Below are 16924 nucleotides of genomic sequence, written 5' to 3'. Positions count from 1 at the left end.
GAGAGCCGCAGACGGCACGATCGACGCCCTCAGCGGCGCGCGTAGCGGGGCAGCGGCGGGGCGACCGGGGTGTCGGAGGACTCCTCGAGCACGTCGGCGGCCGAGCCGACGATGAGCGGGTCGGGGTCGCCGACGACGTCGCCGTCCTTGTCCGCGTAGTCCAGGCGGTCCAGCACGTGGCGCATCGCCTCGAGCCGCGCCCGCTTCTTGTCGTTGCTCTTGATCACCGTCCACGGCGCGTGCGTGGTGTCGGTGTGCAGGAACATCGCCTCCTTGGCCTCGGTGTAGGCGTCCCACTTGTCGAGGCTGGCGAGGTCGGTCGGTGAGAGCTTCCACTGCCGCACCGGGTCGATCTGCCGCACGATGAACCGGGAGCGCTGCTCGCCGCGGGAGACCGAGAACCACAGCTTGAACAGCAGGACGCCGCTGTCGACGAACATCCGCTCGAGCTCGGGGGCCTGGACGAGGAACTGCTGGTACTGCTCCTCGGTGCAGTAGCCCATGACCCGCTCGACGCCTGCGCGGTTGTACCAGGAGCGGTCGAACAGCACGATCTCGCCCGACGCGGGCAGGTGCTGCACGTAGCGCTGGAAGTACCACTGGTTCTGCTCGCGCTCGGACGGCTTGTCCAGGGCGACGACGCGGGCGCCGCGGGGGTTGAGGTGCTCGGTGAACCGCTTGATCGTGCCGCCCTTGCCGGCGGCGTCGCGGCCCTCGAAGACGATGACCAGCTTCTGGCCGGTGTCCTTCACCCAGCCCTGCAGCTTGAGCAGCTCGATCTGCAGCCGGCGCTTCTCGACCTCGTACTCCCGGCGCTCCATCCGCTCGGTGTACGGGTAGCCCTCGCGCCAGGTCTCGACGCGCAGGCCGTCGGGGCCGAACAGCTCGCGGTCGTCGTCCCAGTCCTCGTCGCTGTCCTCGTCCGGGAGGGAGTTCAGCCGCCACTTGGACAGGTCGAGGACCTCGGCCTTGGCCGGCACCCGGACCGGGGGCCTGCCGTCCCCGGTGTCGTCGCGGTCGGTCTCGGTGCGGTCCACGAGGGCGTCGGGCTGCACGGGAGCCTCCTCCCGGTCGGGTCAGGGACGTCCGCGGTCGTACCCGGGGCGGGCGCGGACAGTCCTGCGCCGGCGGGACGGCGCCGGGCGCGGGGGCGGTGCGGGGGTGGCCCCGCCGGCCTCCAGCACGTGGGCGACCGCGTACTCGGCGAGCGCGGCCAGCGGCCGGGCGTCGGCGCCGGGCTGCAGGGCGGGCAGCAGGTGCACCTCGACGACGCGGCCGCCGTCGGTGTGCCGCAGGGCGACCGGGCAGACGACGGCCTGCGCGTCGACGGCGGGGACGACCGCGCGGGCGCGGAACCGGCCGGGCTCGCCGTCGGCCGCCGCGCCGCCGGGGTGCGTGGTCACCGTGGCGCCGCGGCGCAGCAGCTCGGCGACCTCCCCCCGCACCGCGCCGCTGCCGTCGTCGACGAGCAGTCCGCCGCGGCGGGCCAGCGAGCGCAGCAGCGGGGTGTCGACGAGGGCGGCGTCGACCACGGGCGTGCCGGGGACGGCGGTGGCGAGGGCGAGCACGTCGACCCAGCCGGCCGCGTTGGCCACGACCAGGCGCGGGCCGCGCGGCCAGGCCACGGCCGGGGACACGACCCGCACCCGCAGCCCCCGGGCGGTGAGCAGCTCGGCGGCGGTGCAGACCAGCAGCCGCTGGCGGCGGCGGTCACCGCCCCAGGTCGCGGTGGCGGCGCGGACGGCGGTGCGGGCCAGCACCGGCGTCAGCGCCGGGCGGACGGCGGTCGCGGCGGTGGTCGGGGCGGTGGTCGGGGCGGACGGGTCCATCGGGGCCTCCCAGGGTGGGCCGGTGTTCCGGCGCCCAGGGTCGGGGGCTCAGGTGTCCTGCGGGTGACGCCGACGCGGATGGCCGCCGTCGCCGAGTCGATCATCGGATGCGTGCACGCGACGCGCGCGGACACGCCGGTGCGAGCGGCACGCACCCGATGATCGGCTCGGTAGAGGCGCCCCTCAGCGGCCGCGCAGGCCGCGCAGGGTGCGGACGGCGACCACCAGCTCGGGCAGCTCGTGCCGGTCGCCGGCGGCGATGTCGGCGAGCTGCGCGGCCGCCCGGCGCTGCGGGGTGTCCCAGCCCGCGACCCAGTCGGACACGAGCTGCCGGGCGTCGCCGCTCCCCCGCCCGGACAGCACCTCCACGGCGAGCTCGGCCTGCTCGGCGGCGAGGTCGTCGCGCAGCGCGGCCCGGGCCATCGACGGCCAGCGCCGGTCCCGCGGCAGCGCGATGACCAGCTCGCGCAGCGGCACCAGCGACAGCCGGTCGGCCAGCTCCTGGGCCACCCGGCCGACCAGGTCGATCGGCGCCCCGGTGCGCTCGGCGACGACGGCCAGGTCGAGCGCGGCGGGCAGCAGCGCCGCCGCGGCCAGCTCCCCGGCCAGGTCCGCCGGCACGCCCCCGGCCCGCAGCCGCTCGGCGCGCGCGGCGTAGGCGGCCGCCTCGTCGCCGAGCAGCCAGCCCGGCAGCCCGGCGCGCACCGCGGCCACCGGCGCGGCGAACCGCTCGGTCACCGCGGTGATCCCCGTCGGCGGGCGGCCGGCCAGCTCGGGCAGCCGCAGCAGCCAGCGCGCGGCCCGCTCGGACAGCCGGGTCGCCTCCGTCCGCAGCTCCACCTGCACCGGCGCGGGCACCCGGTTGTCCAGCGGCCGGACCGCGTCCCACAGCCGGTCGACGTCGAACACCGCCCGGGCCACCGCGTGCGCCCGCACGACGGCGGCGAGGTCCAGGCCGGTCTCCTCGGCCAGCCGGAACAGCCCGGTCACCCCGGCGGTGTTCACCGCCCGGTTGGTCAGCGCCGTCGCGACGATCTCCCGGCGCAGCGGGTGGGAGTCGACCGCCGCGGCGAACCGCTCGCGCAGGGGCGCGGGGAAGTAGTCGCGCAGCAGCCGGGCGAGCGCGGGGTCGTCGGGCAGGTCGGAGGCCAGGACGGCGTCGTTGACCTCGAGCTTGGCGTAGGCCAGCAGCACCGACAGCTCCGGGCTGGTCAGCGCGTGCCCGTCGCGGCGCCGCTGGGCCAGCGCCCGGTCGTCGGGCAGCGCCTCGACCGCGCGCACCAGCCGGCCCGAGCGCTCGAGGTGCCGGATGAACCGCTCGTGCGCGTCGAGCAGGCTGCGCGCCCCGGTCACCTCCTCGGCCAGGGTGGCGTTCTGCGCGTGGTTGTCGGTGAGGACGGCGGCGGCGACCTCGTCGCTCATCTGCTCCAGCAGCGCCGCGCGGCCCTCGGCGTCCAGCTGCCCGGCATCGACCACCCCGTTCAGGGCGATCTTGATGTTCACCTCGTGGTCGGAGGTGTCCACGCCCGCGGAGTTGTCGATGGCGTCGGTGTTCACGCGGCCGCCGGCCAGCGCGTACTCGACCCGGCCCCGCTGGGTGAGGCCGAGGTTGCCGCCCTCACCGACCACCCGCACCCGCAGCTGCCCGCCGTCGACCCGGACGGTGTCGTTGGCCTTGTCGCCGACGTCGACGTGGCTCTCGGTGGCCGCCTTGACGTAGGTGCCGATGCCGCCGTTGAACAGCAGGTCCACCGGGGCGAGCAGCACCGCGCGCACCAGCTCCACCGGGGTCAGCGTGTCGACGTCGTCGTCGAGGCCCAGCGCGGCGCGCATCGGCTCGCTCACCGGGATCGCCTTCGCCGTCCGTGGCCACACCCCTCCCCCGGCGCTGATCAGCGCGGGGTCGTAGTCGGCCCACGACGAGCGCGGCAGGTCGAACAGCCGCCGTCGCTCGGCGAACGACGTCGCGGCGTCCGGGGTCGGGTCGACGAAGACGTGCCGGTGGTCGAAGGCCGCCACCAGCCGGATGTGCTCGGACAGCAGCATGCCGTTGCCGAACACGTCGCCGGACATGTCGCCGATGCCGACGACGGTGAAGTCCTGGCTCTGCACGTCGACGTCGAGCTCGCGGAAGTGCCGGGTGACCGACTCCCACGCGCCGCGGGCGGTGATGCCCATGGCCTTGTGGTCGTAGCCCACCGAGCCGCCGGAGGCGAAGGCGTCGCCCAGCCAGAACCCGCGCTCGATCGCGACGGCGTTGGCCAGGTCGGAGAACGTGGCCGTGCCCTTGTCCGCGGCGACGACGAGGTAGGCGTCGTCGCCGTCGTGCCGGACCACCCGCTGCGGGGGCACCACCCGGCCGCCGACCAGGTCGTCGGTGAGCGACAGCAGCGCGCCGATGAACAGCCGGTAGCAGGCCTGGCCCTCGGCCAGCACCTCCTCGCGGGAGGCGCCCTCCGGCGGCGGGTTGCGGACGACGAAGCCGCCCTTGGCGCCGGTCGGGACGATGACGGTGTTCTTCACCATCTGCGCCTTGACCAGGCCGAGCACCTCGGTGCGCAGGTCCTCCCGGCGGTCGGACCAGCGCAGCCCGCCGCGGGCGACCGCGCCGAACCGCAGGTGCACGCCCATCACCCGCGGCGAGCTGACGAACACCTCGCGGGCCGGGCGCGGCTCGGGCAGGTCGGGCACCGCGTGCGGGTCGAGCTTGATCGCCAGCGGTGGGGCGGGCGTGGCGCCGGACACCGTGTAGTACGTGGTGCGCTGGGTGGCGAGGACGGCGGCCAGCAGGCTGGTGAGCACCCGGTCGGCGTCGAGCGACTCGACCCGGCCGATGGCCTCGCGCAGCGACGCGGCGAGGTCCTCCTGCCGGGCGGCGCGGCCGGACTCCCGCTCGGGGGAGAACCGCGTCTCGAACAGCGCCACCAGCCGGGCGACGACGTCGGGGTGCCCGGCCAGCACCGACTCGACGTAGGACATGCCGAAGGGCAGCCCGGCCTGGCGCAGCCACTGCACGTAGGCGCGCACGACCGTGACCTGCCGCCAGTTGAGCCCGGCCAGCAGCACCAGCGCGCCCAGGCCGTCGTCCTCGGCGTCCCCGCGCCAGACCGCGGCCACCGCCTCGGTGAACCGCTCGGGCAGCGAGCCGGGGAAGGGCAGCTCCCCGCCGGGCGCGGTGAGGCCGAAGTCGTAGATCCAGGCCTGCCGGGCGCCGATCCGGTCGATCTCGTAGGGCCGCTCGTCGATGACGTCGACGCCCATGTGCTGCAGCACCGGCAGCACGTCGGAGAGCAGCAGCCGCTCCCCCACCCGGTACACGGTCAGCCGCGGCTCGGCCGCGTCGGCGCCACGCGGGCGCCGCAGCCGCAGGCCCAGCTCGCCCGGTGCGAGCGCGTCGAGGCGGGCGAGGTCCTCGACGGCCGTCGTCGCCGGGAAGTCGTCCTGGTAGGCGGCCGGGAAGGCGTCGGCCACCCGGGCCAGTACCTGCTCGGCCTCGGCGCCGTACCGCTCGGCGAGCGCGTCGGCGAGGTCGTCGGTCCAGCTGCGGGCGACGGCCGCCAGCTCCCGCTGCAGCCCGTCGGCGTCGACGCCGGGCAGCGCCGGCGTGCCGCCGCGGCCGACCGGCACCCGGACGACGAAGTGCAGCCGGGTGAGCACCGACTCGGTGGAGTAGGCGGTGAACTCGATCTCGCGACCGCCGAGCCGGGACAGCAGGACCTGCTGCATCGCCAGCCGGACCTCGGTCGTGTAGCGGTCCCGCGGCACGTAGACCAGCGCCGACCAGAACCGGTCGTAGGGGTCGCGGCGCAGGAACAGCCGGGTCCGGCGGCGCTCCTGCAGGTGGAGGACGGCCATCGCCACCGGCAGCAGCTCCCCGGCGGCGGCCTGGAACAGCTCGTCACGCGGGAGGGTCTCCAGCACGCCGACGAGCTCCTTGCCGGTGTGGCTGTCGGCCGGCACCCCGGAGCCCTCGACCACCTCGTCCACCCGGCGGCGCACCAGCGGCACGTCGCGCACGCCGGTGGCGGCGGCCGTGGTGGGGAACAGCCCGACCAGGCGGTGCTGGCGGGCCGGGCCGCCGTCCTGGCCCGGCAGTGTGACCGCGACCAGGTCGAGCCAGGCCCGCCGGTGCACCGTCGAGCGGATGTCGGCCTTGGTGACGGTGACCAGCGTGGGCCCCAGCGGCCCGGCGGCCTCGGGCAGCGCCGCGCCGCTGTCGCTGCGCAGCACCCCCAGGCCGCTGCCGGGGACCGCGCGCGCCGTCGTCCCGACCTCCACCTCGCGGGCGCCGAGCAGCACGAGGTTGCCGTCGGCCAGCCAGCGCAGCAGCGCGGCGACCTCCGCGGGGTCGTCGGCGGGGTCGGCGGTGTCCAGCGAGCCGATCTCCTCGAGCCGGGTGGCCAGCTCCAGCGCGCGGGCGGCGATGCGGGGCGCGTCCTCGTCGACGGCGCGGACGTCGGCCAGCACCGTGCGCAGCCCGGCGACCAGGTCGTCGGCGGCCTCGTCGTCGAGCGGCCCGTCGAGGACGACGGCCATCCAGGACTCGGCGAGGGCGTCCGGCCCGCACGCGGCGACGTCGGTGCCGCCGCTGTTGCAGAACGCGCGCAGCCCGCCGGAGACGTCGCGGCGGACCACGACCACGGGGTGGACCACGTGCTGGAGCCCGACGCCCTGGCGGACCACCTCGGCGGTGACGGAGTCGACGAGGAAGGGCATGTCGTCGGTGACGGTGAGCAGCAGCCCCCGCCCGTCGTCGAGCCGCTCGACGACGACGGTGGCCGCGCCCTGCGCGCGGATGGCGGCGATCCGCAGGTGGCGCAGCGCCAGCGCGGCGAGGTCGGCCGGGGCGTGACCCAGCACCTCGGCGGCCGGCTCGCTCCAGTAGTAGCGCTGCAGCAGCGCCGGCAGGTCGGTCCGGCCGCAGCCGGTGGGCAGTCCGGGACCGTCGTCGAGGCCGTCCGCGGCGACGGCGGCGGCCTCGGCCAGCAGCGCCCGTTTGCGGTCGTTGGCCGCCTCGAGGGCGACCAGTCCGGGCGGGACCTCGTCCTCCGGTCGGCCGGGGACGACGGTGTCCACGCCGATGGTGCTCATGTACAGCGAAACTACTGCGGCCGGGGGCCCACGTCAGGGGGAGGCCACCCGATCGGCGTGCCGTCCGGGATCAGCCGCGGTCGAGGACCTGGTCGGCCGCCCACCCGGCGAGGGCGAGGACCAGGCCGCCGAGGACCGCGGTGCCGAAACCGTCGACCGACAGCCGGTCGGACAGCGCCGCGGTGAGCCCCAGCAGCGCCGCGTTCACGAGGAGCAGGAACAGCCCCAGGCTCAGCACGATCGCGGGGAAGGACACCAACCGCAGCAGCGGCCCGACGACGGCGTTGACCACCGCGAAGAGCAGCGCCACCCACAGGAAGGTGCCGCTGACGCCGAACGTGCCCTCCTCGTTGCCCTCCACGTCGATGCCGGGCAGCAGCCGGGTGAGGGCGTAGAAGGCCAGGGCCATCACGACGACCTTGAGCGCGAACCTGATCACGGCGGCCACGCTAACGGCGCTCCCTGGGAGCCCCCGCGCTCTCGCCGCCTCTAGGCCCGTCTCGGGTCGGCGCCAGAGAGCCCTAGACGCCGGTCGATCCCGGGCGCTTCCGCGGACGTGCCCGGGTGGCGACACGGCGTAGGAGGTTCTACTGATCTCTACCGCGAGGGCTAGACGGGGTCATACGGTGCTCGACGTGGACCCCGTGCGGAACCCCTACGCTCCGGGCGCCGGCCAGCGCCCGCCGGAGCTGGCCGGCCGTGACGACGAGCTGTCGGCCTTCGACGTCGTCCTGGAGCGGATCGCGCGGGGCCGGCCGGAGCGCTCGCTGGTGCTCACCGGGCTGCGCGGCGTGGGCAAGACCGTGCTGCTCAACCAGCTGCGCTCGGCGGCGATCGGCCGCGGGTGGGGCACCGGCAAGATCGAGGCCCGGCCCGACCAGTCGCTGCGCCGGCCGGTGTCCTCGGCGCTGCACATGGCCCTGCGCGAGCTGCGCCACCCCGACCAGGAGTCGATGGACGCCGTCCTCGGGACGCTCAAGGCGTTCGCCCAGCGGCTGGCGCCGGCCGACGGGAAGCTCCGCGACCGCTGGCAGCCGGGCATCGACGTCGCGGCGACCACCGGCCGGGCCGACTCCGGCGACATGGAGATCGACCTGGTCGAGCTGCTCAGCGACGCCGCGGGGCTGGCCGCCGACGTCGGGAAGGGCATCGCGCTGTTCGTGGACGAGATGCAGGACGTGCAGGCCCCCGACGTCTCGGCCATCTGCGCCGCCTGCCACGAGCTGTCCCAGCAGGGCGCGCCGCTGATCGTCGTCGGCGCGGGCCTGCCCCACCTGCCGGCGGTGCTGTCGGCCTCGAAGAGCTACTCCGAGCGGCTGTTCCGCTACCTGCGCATCGACCGCCTCGACCGGCCCGCCGCCGACCGCGCGCTGCTGGCCCCCGCCGAGCGCGAGGACGTCGAGTACGAGCAGGCCGCCCTCGACGCCCTGTACGAGGCCGCGGACGGCTACCCGTACTTCGTGCAGGCCTACGGCAAGGTCACCTGGGACGTCGCGGCCGCCTCCCCGATCACCGCGGCCGACGTCGCGATGGCCGCGCCGGTGGCCGAGGCGGAGCTCGCGGTGGGCTTCTTCGGCTCCCGCTACGACCGCGCCACCCCGGCCGAGCGCGAGTACATGCACGCCATGGCCGAGCTCGGCGGCCCGGCCGGCGCCCCGGTCGCGACGTCGGAGGTGGCCGCGGCGCTGGGCCGCAAGCCCGCGTCGCTGTCCCCCGCGCGCGACTCGCTGATCAAGAAGGGGCTGGTGTACTCCGCCGAGCGCGGCCAGATCGCCTTCACCGTGCCGCACTTCGGCCGCTACCTGCTGCGCCACCCCGACTGATGACCAGCCAGGCATCGGAAGCTCTACACCCGTTCCCGGACGTGGGACGTGCGTTTCGCTTCCCATGCCTGGGCGCCCGGGATCACCCGGGCAGGAGGAAGGCGTTGACGTCCGCGGCGACCTCCTCGGGACGCTCCCAGTTCGGGCAGTGCCCGGTGTCCGGGTAGACCCGAAGGCGCGCGTCCGGGAGAGCGGCGAGGAGCCGGTCCTCCTGACCCCGGTCGAACAACGCGTCCGCCTGGCCCCAGAGCACCAGCGTGGGCGCGGTCACGTCGCCGAGCCGGTCGCGGTCGTGGGAGCGCGCCAGCCCCTCCCAGACGTCCCGGAAGACGTGCGCCGGCGCCTTGCGGCTCTCGGCGACGATCGCGTCGAAGAAGTCCGGCGGGAGGGGGCGGTGGACCGTGCCGGACTGGAACTCCCGGGCGAACTCCACCGGGACCGGGTCGCGGAGGTCGGCGATCGCCGACCGCACCTCCCGGACGAGCCGGTCGCCCATGCGGTCGGCCGAGCCGACGAGCACCATCCGGTCGACGCGGTCGGGGTGCTCCTGGGCCACGCGGCGGACCACGAAGGTGCCGAAGGAGTGGCCCACGAGGTGGGCCCGGCGCACGCCGAGCACGTCGCAGAGGGCCACCACGTCGTCGGCGAACCGGTCGAGGTCGTAGCCGGTCGCCGGGTGGTCGGAGTCCCCGAACCCGCGCTGGCTGTAGGCGACGGCGCGCAGCCGCGGGTCCAGGTGCGGGAGCACGCGGCTCCAGGAGAACCACGAGTCCGGCCAGCCGTGGACCAGGACGACCGCCGGACCGGCCGGGTCCCCCTGCTCCACGGCGTCCAGCCGCAGTGCCCCGGGGAGGAGGACGGTGCGGTGGCGGAGCGTCTGCGTCGTCCCGGGCACGGCTCCTCCGGAGGTCGGCCCCCGTGCGGGACCACGGTAGGGCCGTGGCCGCCGGCGGGGGAACCGGTCCGGCCGTGAGCCGGTGTCCGGCGGGACAGGGACCGGCTCGTGACCGCGTCCCGTGCACACGACGCGGCCGCGGTGGCCCGGGGACGACGATCCGTGCACACACCGCGCCGCGGGCGGGCGTCAGCGCGCGAGGACGAGCTTGGTCGCGGGCTGCAGCCAGACCTCGGCGGCGGCGTCGAAGGGCACCGTGGTGGTGGGGACGGCGAGCGGGTCGAAGGCGCCCGACGCGGCGAGCCCGAGCACCTCGGGCAGGTGCCGGCGGGAGTCCGCGCGGGACAGGTGCACGGTGATCCCGCGGGTGTACATCTCCAGCAGCGGCAGGGCGGCCTCGCCGAAGAGGATGCCGACCACGGTGAGCAGCCCCTGGTCCTCCGTCGAGCGCACCGCGCAGGCCAGCCCGGCGGGGTCGGCGGACCCGTCGACGACGACGTCGGCCCGGTCGTACCGGCGCGGCCAGCCGCCCTCGCGCCGGGTCACCTCGGCACCCAGCGACGTCGCGGCCGCGCACCGCTGCTCGTCGTCGTCGACGTAGCGCACGCCCCCGGCACCGAGGGCACGGGCCAGCGCGACGGCGTAGAGCCCGATGGAGGGGATCGCGCCGGCCAGGACGAGCACCTCGGCGCCCGGGCGCTCGCGCAGCTGTGGCCCGACCGCGCGCCAGGCGTCGACGGCGTTGTCCGGCAGGGTCGCCAGCGCCACGTCGGACAGGGCCGGCGGCGCGGCCACGAGCGCGTGGTCGGCGTGCGGGACGGCGAGCAGTTCGGCCACCGCGCCGCCGTGACCCCCGCCCCGGACGCCGAACCCGTACGCGGCACCCGCCGGGGCCCGGTAGGTGGTGCAGGCCACGGTGCGCCCCGCCCGGCACGGCCCGCAGCCGCCGCACGAGACCTGGAACGGGACGCTGACCCGGGCACCGGGGCGCAGCGCGACGTCGGCGCCCACCTCGACGACATCGGCGACCAGCTCGTGGCCCACCGGGACGGGGCCGGGGAAGAGGCCGAGCGCGGCCATGGGGGCGTCGAGGTCGCAGCGGGCGACCGCCAGCGGCCGGACGAGGGCGCCGTGCGGCGCGACCTCCGGGTCGGGGACCTCCTCCCAGCCGAGGCGGCCGGGCCCGGTGGAGACGAGAGCGCGCACGTCAGGCCGGGACGGTCAGCGCGGTGTGGGTGACGGGCACGGTGGCCTCCTCGGCGGCGGGAACGGTCACGGGCACGCCGACTGTGCCGGTGACGACCGGCCTCCGTCGACGGTTGGCGGGGCGGGGAGCGGGCAGGGACCGCCCCGTGCCGGGAGCTGTCGAGGCGGGTCTGTGGGGTCTGCTGGGCGGCGCCGCCCTCGTCCTGGGCGCCGCGGTCGCCTGGTTCGTGCGGGTGCCCCGGACGGTCATCGCGTCGGTCATGGCGTTCGGCTCGGGCGTGCTGGTCTCCGCCGTCGCCTTCGACCTCGTGGCCGAGGCCGCCGACACCGGCGGGCTGGGCCCGACCGCGCTCGGGTTCCTCGGCGGCGCGTTCGCCTACGTGGGCGCCAACGCCCTGCTGGCCCGCCGCGGGGCGCGGCACCGCAAGCGGTCCGGCGGCGAGGGGTCCCAGCAGCAGCCCTCGGAGGAGGAACAGGCCGGCAGCGGCGCGGCGATCGCCGTCGGGGCGCTGCTCGACGGCGTCCCGGAGTCGGTGGTCCTGGGCCTGGGCCTGCTCGGCGGCGGCTCGGTGAGCCCGTCGGTGCTGGCCGCGGTGTTCATCTCGAACGTGCCCGAGGGGCTGTCCAGCGCTGCGGGCATGAAGGCCAGCGGGCGCCGGGCGGGCTACGTCTTCGGGGTGTGGGGCGGCATCGCGGTCGCCAGCGGCGTCGCGGCCCTGGTCGGCTACCTGGCCCTCGGCGACGCGTCACCCGAGGTGGTCGCGGTCATCACCGCCGTCGCCGCGGGCGCGATCCTCACGATGGTCGCCGACACGATGATCCCCGAGGCGTTCGAGCGGACCGGCACCTGGACCGGCGTCGTCACCAGCGTCGGGTTCCTCGTGGCGTTCGCGATCGAGCGGCTGAGCGCGTGAGCGGGCAGGGTGGCGGCATGACCGAGCCCGTGCAGATCAGCGTCCCCGTCGACGGCGGGGAGCTCGCGGCCCTGCACTGGGCCGCCGACGCGCCCGGCTCCCCCATCGCCGTGCTCGTCCACGGCATCACCGCCAACGCGATGGCCTGGGCGCCGGTCGCCGCGGCGCTGGCCGGGGAGTTCGAGGTGCTGGCACCCGACCTGCGCGGCCGCGCCGCCTCGGCGGACCTGCCCGGCCCCTACGGCCTCGATCGGCACGCCGACGACGTCGCCACCCTGCTGGACCGGTTCGGCGCCGACGCCGAGGCCGGCGCCGACGCCACCGTGCTGGTCGGCCACTCGATGGGCGCCTTCGTCGCGGCGCTGGCCGCCGCCGGGACGGCCCGCGACCGGGTGCACGGGCTGGTGCTCGTCGACGGCGGCCTGGCCCTGCCCGAGCCGCCGGGGGCCGACGTCGAGGCCAAGCTCGCCGCCCTCCTCGGCCCCTCCCTCGACCGGCTGGGCACGTCGTTCCCCGACCTGGCCGCGGTCCGGGCGTTCTGGGCGCAGCACCCCGCCGTCGGCCCGTGGGTCGACGTCCCCGCGGTGGCCGCCTACCTCGCCCGCGACCTCGTGCCCGGCGCGGTGCCGCTGCGCAGCGCGTGCGTGCCCGAGGCCGTGCGGGTCGACGGCGGCGACGTGCTGCTCAACGAGCGGGTGCTGGAGGCCAGTGCCTCGCTGCCGGTGCCGGCGACGCTGCTGTGGGCCACCCGCGGGCTGCTCGGCCAGCGGCCGGGGCTCTACGACGAGGTCCGGCTGGCCGGCCTGGGCCTGGAGCCCTCGGGCATCACCGCCCGCGAGGTGCCCGACACCGACCACTACTCGATCCTGTGGTCCGAGCAGGGCGTGGCCGCCGTCGCCGAGGCGGCCCGCACCGCGGCCGCCCGCACCTAGCGAGCCGGGCGACCTCGGGCCGGACGGCCGACCACCGGGGGCAGCACCTCGGGACCGGCCTCGGCCGGCCGCTCGCCCCGCACCGGGTGGGCCCGCACGGCGAGCACCGCGACGTCGTCCTCGACGCCCTCGCCGAGCATGCTCGACAGCAGGTCGTCGCAGAGTGCGGACAGCGCCTTGCCGGCGGAGGCGGCCAGCAGCGTGCGCACGGCGTCGCGGCCCTCGTCGAGCGGGGTCCCGCGGCGCTCGAACAGCCCGTCGGTGAACAGCAGCAGCGTGGCGCCCTCGGGGACGACGGCCTCGCCGTCGGCCCGTGGACCCCGCCAGCCGATGCCCAGCGGCGGGCCCACCGGGGCACTGAGGTCGCGCACCGTGCCGTCGGGCAGCAGCAGCATCGGGTCGGGGTGCCCGGCCGAGGACCACCGCAGCCGGCGCTCCCCCGTCACCCGCTCGACCTCGTCCTGCTCGACCCGGCAGACCAGCGCGGTGGCCATCGCCGGGACGGCGAGACCGACGAGGGCGTGGTCGACCCGGCGCAGCACCCCGGCCGGCTCCTCCAGCCGGTCGAAGGCGATGCCGCGGACCAGCGTCTTGACCTGGCCCATGGCCGCGGCGGCCTCGATGTCGTGGCCCATGACGTCCCCGATGACGAGCACCGTGTCGCCGTCGGGCTGGAGGAACGCGTCGTACCAGTCGCCGCCGATGGACACCCCGCGGGTGGCCGGCCGGTAGCGGACGGCGAGCTCGAGGTGGTCGGGCTGCACCGGCGGTGAGAGCAGGCTGTGCTGCATCCGCTCGGCCACCTGCTGGGCGGCGCTGGCCAGGCGGGCGTTGTCGAGGGCCAGCGCCGCGCGGCGGGAGGCGATCTCGGCGGTGCGCAGCTCGGCGTCGGTGTGCGGCCCGCGTTCGGGGCCGTTGACCAGCGTGAACGCGCCGAACGTCTCGCCGCGGGCGACCAGCGGGAAGGTGGCGACGGCGGCGACCCGCAGCGGCGAGAGGGCGGCGCGGCTCTCCTCGTCGGCCACCATCGCCCGCACGTCGTCGTCGGTGACCCGGGTCAGCACCACCGGCCGGCCCTGGGCCAGCGCGGTCGGGACCGGCGCGGTGGGCCGGTTGCTGCGCACCCGCAGGTCGGCGTACCGGTGCATCGCCGGGACCATCGCGGGGTCGCTGTGCGCGCGGCCGACGTCGCGGCGGGTGCCGTCGGGGTCGACGACGCTGACCAGGCACCAGTCGGCCAGCAGCGGGACGACGAGCGCGGCGAGCCGGGCCACCGCCTCGTCGACGTCGGTGGTGGCGGTCATGGCCTGGCTGATGTCGCCCAGGAGGACCAGGTGCCGGGCGGCGGTCTCGGCCCGCTCGGCGGCCGCGGCGGCGGAGGCGGCGGCCTGCTCCCGGGCCGCGATCGCCGCCGCGCGCTCCTCGTCGGCCCGCCGGTGCACCGTGACGTCGTCGTAGGTGACCACCAGCCCGGCCCCGGTGAGGAAGGCCTCGGCGCGGAACCACGCGTCCAGCGGCGCGAAGAAGGCCTCGGTGGACCCCGCCCCGCCGGTGCCCCGCACGCGGCGGTACAGCTCCTCGAACGGGCCGCCGACGGCCTCGGGGAACTCCTCCCAGATGCCCCTCCCGGTCAGGCCGGCGACGGTCCGGCGGAGGACCGCCGCGCCCGCGGGGTTGACGTAGGCGAAGCGCCACCCCTCGTCGAGCACGAACAGCGGCCGCTGCATGCCCTCGACGGCCTGCACCAGCAGGTCGCTCGGCGGCGGGGCCAGGCCGTCCGGGGTCACGGGGACACATGCTGCCGCATCCGTCCCGGTGGGCCGCACCTCCGGTACCGGACCGCCCCGTTCAGGTGAGGGCACGGCGCGCCGGGCGGTTGGCAGCCGGGCCCGCAGGCGTCACGATCACGGTGGTGTCCGCGGGAGCCAGCCTCGCCCCGACGGTGCCGGGAGGACCGAGGACGATGGCCGATCCGCTCACCGGGCCGGGGCCGGTACGCGGCCTGCCACCCGGTCCCCAGCCCACCGTGCCGCTCCCGCGCCGCACTCCCCCGCTCGGTGACCCGGCGGCGCTGGCCGCGCTGGTCGACCGGCTGCCGGCCGCCGTCCTCGCGCTGGACCCCGGGGGCCGGCTGACCTGGCTCAACGCCGCCGCCGAGCGGCTGCTCGGGCACCTGCAGTCCGACCTGCTCGGCGAGGTCCTGGCCGAGGTGCCCGGCACGGCGGGTCCGGCGCTGGCCTCCGCGGGTGCCGAGGCCGCCGACTCCGGCGAGCCCGTGACCGTGCTGGCCGGCGGCGGGTGGTACGAGGTCCGCGCCGCGCGGGCGGCCGAGGGGCTGGCGCTCACCGTCTCCGACGTCTCCCGCCGCCGGACGGTGCAGGAGCGCGCCGACCGGGCCGCGGCGCGCGCGACGTTGCTCGTGCGGGTCGCCGCGGAGCTGTCCGGGGCGCTCGACGGCGTGTCCGCGCTCGGCCGGCTGGCCCGGCTCGTCGTGCCGGTGCTCACCGACGGCTGCGTCGTCACCGTGGTCGACCGCGAGGGCCGCACCCGCGACGTCGGCTCGTGGCACGCCGACCCGCAGCGCCGCGACCTGCTCGCCCGCTACGCGATGGTGCGGCTGGACACCCTCCCGCCGTCCTCACCGGTCGGGCGGGCGCTGCGGACGGGCGCGCCGGTGGCGGCCCCGGTGACCGACGTCCTGGCGCTCATGTCCGACGACCGGACGCGGGAGATGCTGCGGGACCTGCGCGCGCAGTCGGTGCTGGTGCTGCCGCTGCCGGCCGAGTCGCGGACCGTCGGCGTCCTGTCGCTCTACCTCGACCCCGGCCGGGAGGTCTCCCCCGAGGACCTCGCCACCGCCCGGGCCGTCGCGGTGCAGGCCGGCCGCGCCATCGACCGGGTCGGCCGGCAGAGCCGCCAGATCCAGCTCGCCGAGGCGCTGCAGCGCAGCCTGCTCACCGCGCCCCCTGCCTTCCCCGGCGTCGAGGTGGAGGTGCGCTACGTGCCGGCCGCCGAGGCGGCCCGGGTGGGCGGGGACTGGTACGACGCCTTCCGGCACCCCGACGGCGACGCGGTGGTGGTCATCGGCGACGTGGTCGGGCACGACACCGCGGCCGCGGCCGCGATGGGACAGCTGCGCGGCCTGGTCCGCGGCATCGCGCACTCCAGCCGGGGCGGGCCGGCCGAGGTGCTGCGCGGCCTGGACGAGGCGATGTCCACCATGCACGCCGGGACGCTGGCCACGGCCGCCGTCGCGCGGCTGGAGGCCGGCGGCACCCGGCTGCGGTGGGCCAACGCCGGTCACCCGCCGCCGGTGCTGCTGCGCCCCGACGGCGGCGTCGAGGCGCTGGCCCACGACGAGGCCGACCTGCTGCTCGGGGTCGACGCGACCGCGGAACGCCGCGAGGCGGTGGTCCCGCTGGCCCCGGGGTCGACGGTGCTGCTGCACACCGACGGTCTGGTGGAGCGGCGCGCGAGCACCCTCGACGAGGGCACCGCGCGGCTGCACCGGGCGCTCGCGGAGCTGGCCGGACGGCCGCTGGCGATGCTGTGCGACGAGCTGCTGGCGCGGCTGCTGCAGGGCACCCCGCAGGACGACGTCGCCCTGGTCGCGCTGACCGTCGCCCCTCCCCGGCCCTGACCGCGGCCGTCACCGGGCGCGAGATCCGCCTCACCCGGCGGGGCCGGACACGATTGACCCGCCGGTGGGCTGGGCACCCCGGGACCGTCCGAGAACGGGACCACGACGGAGAGAGGACATGGGCCGACTGACGTGGCCGTTGCGGCCCCTGCCCGACGGGCGCGGCGAGCTGTGGCGCTTCGACCTCGGTGACATCGCCGAGCTCCCGGCGGCGCGCGCGGGACTCCGCGAGCACCTCGGCTCCCTCGGCTTCCCCCGCGACCCCGACGACCCGGCGTCGGACCGGCTGGTGCTGGCCTTCGACGAGCTGGCCTCCAACGCGCTGCGGCACGGCCGGTCGCCGGTGGTCGCGACGGTGGTCGCGGGCACCGGTGGCTGGCTGCTCGACGTGAGCGACCGGGACGCGGACACGATGCCCTCGCCCGCGGTCGGCCGGGACCCCTCCCAGGGCGGCCTGGGCCTCTACCTGGTGGCCCGCCTGTCCGTGGCGCACGGCTGGTACGTCGACGACGGTTCCAAGCACGTCTGGGCGTGCCTGCCGACGACGGTCGAGGAGTGCGCGGTCAACTCCGCCTGAGTGCGCCCGGGGCGGCG

12 protein-coding genes are annotated in these 16924 nt (G+C 76.7%); 5 read left to right on the top strand and 7 right to left on the bottom strand.

The features are described from left to right. Positions 1 to 29 precede the first annotated feature (29 nt). From ppk2 to ACI79V_RS03085, 4 genes are all read right to left on the bottom strand, one after another. Entirely contained in the window at positions 30 to 1055 is a 1026-nt protein-coding gene (gene ppk2 / locus ACI79V_RS03100; RefSeq protein WP_456886723.1) for a polyphosphate kinase 2, read from the bottom strand. Between the two features lie 21 nt (positions 1056 to 1076). Then, on the bottom strand, positions 1077 to 1829 hold the full coding sequence (locus ACI79V_RS03095) for a lysophospholipid acyltransferase family protein (RefSeq protein ID WP_456886721.1): 753 nt from the start codon (positions 1827 to 1829) through the stop codon (positions 1077 to 1079). A 183-nt stretch (positions 1830 to 2012) separates the two neighbouring features. Then, positions 2013 to 6920: an NAD-glutamate dehydrogenase gene (locus ACI79V_RS03090; RefSeq protein ID WP_456886719.1), complete on the bottom strand. Its 4908-nt coding sequence runs from the start codon at positions 6918 to 6920 to the stop codon at positions 2013 to 2015. A gap of 70 nt (positions 6921 to 6990) precedes the next feature. Then, on the bottom strand, positions 6991 to 7359 hold the full coding sequence (locus ACI79V_RS03085; protein ID WP_456874859.1) for a phage holin family protein: 369 nt from the start codon (positions 7357 to 7359) through the stop codon (positions 6991 to 6993). A 196-nt stretch (positions 7360 to 7555) separates the two neighbouring features. Here ACI79V_RS03085 and ACI79V_RS03080 point away from each other — a divergent pair, with 196 nt between their 5' ends. After that, entirely contained in the window at positions 7556 to 8743 is a 1188-nt protein-coding gene (locus ACI79V_RS03080) for an AAA family ATPase (protein WP_456874860.1), read from the top strand. 82 nt (positions 8744 to 8825) lie between these two features. On the opposite strand, the gene ACI79V_RS03075 is transcribed toward ACI79V_RS03080, so the two are convergent. Beyond that, a complete protein-coding gene (locus ACI79V_RS03075; protein WP_456886717.1) occupies positions 8826 to 9638 on the bottom strand; it encodes an alpha/beta fold hydrolase in 813 nt (270 codons plus the stop codon). 189 nt (positions 9639 to 9827) lie between these two features. Then, complete coding sequence (locus ACI79V_RS03070) at positions 9828 to 10844, bottom strand: zinc-dependent alcohol dehydrogenase (RefSeq protein WP_456886715.1); 1017 nt, start codon at positions 10842 to 10844, stop codon at positions 9828 to 9830. 146 nt (positions 10845 to 10990) lie between these two features. Between ACI79V_RS03070 and ACI79V_RS03065 the strand changes: the two genes are divergently transcribed. Both ACI79V_RS03065 and ACI79V_RS03060 read left to right on the top strand, forming a co-directional pair. Next, complete coding sequence (locus ACI79V_RS03065) at positions 10991 to 11758, top strand: ZIP family metal transporter (protein WP_456886714.1); 768 nt, start codon at positions 10991 to 10993, stop codon at positions 11756 to 11758. Positions 11759 to 11775: 17 nt separating this feature from the next. Beyond that, positions 11776 to 12690: an alpha/beta fold hydrolase gene (locus ACI79V_RS03060; protein ID WP_456886712.1), complete on the top strand. Its 915-nt coding sequence runs from the start codon at positions 11776 to 11778 to the stop codon at positions 12688 to 12690. Here ACI79V_RS03060 and ACI79V_RS03055 read toward each other — a convergent pair. Beyond that, positions 12687 to 14477 carry a SpoIIE family protein phosphatase gene (locus ACI79V_RS03055; RefSeq protein WP_456886710.1) on the bottom strand — a complete coding sequence of 597 codons (1791 nt, stop codon included), beginning with the start codon at positions 14475 to 14477 and terminating at the stop codon, positions 12687 to 12689. The two genes, ACI79V_RS03060 and ACI79V_RS03055, sit on opposite strands and share 4 nt — an antisense overlap. A gap of 176 nt (positions 14478 to 14653) precedes the next feature. On the opposite strand from ACI79V_RS03055, the gene ACI79V_RS03050 reads away from it, so the two are divergent. Beyond that, positions 14654 to 16330, top strand: a complete 1677-nt coding sequence (locus tag ACI79V_RS03050; RefSeq protein ID WP_456886708.1) for a SpoIIE family protein phosphatase — start codon at positions 14654 to 14656, stop codon at positions 16328 to 16330. A gap of 118 nt (positions 16331 to 16448) precedes the next feature. After that, the gene (locus tag ACI79V_RS03045) at positions 16449 to 16907 is read left to right on the top strand and encodes an ATP-binding protein (protein ID WP_456886706.1); all 459 of its coding nucleotides are present in this window, start codon (positions 16449 to 16451) and stop codon (positions 16905 to 16907) included. Positions 16908 to 16924 lie beyond the last annotated feature (17 nt).

It is taken from the genome of Geodermatophilus sp. SYSU D00700 (assembly GCF_054050255.1).
Note: the sequence above shows the minus strand (reverse complement) of the source record. Positions and strands in the feature narration are given on the sequence as shown.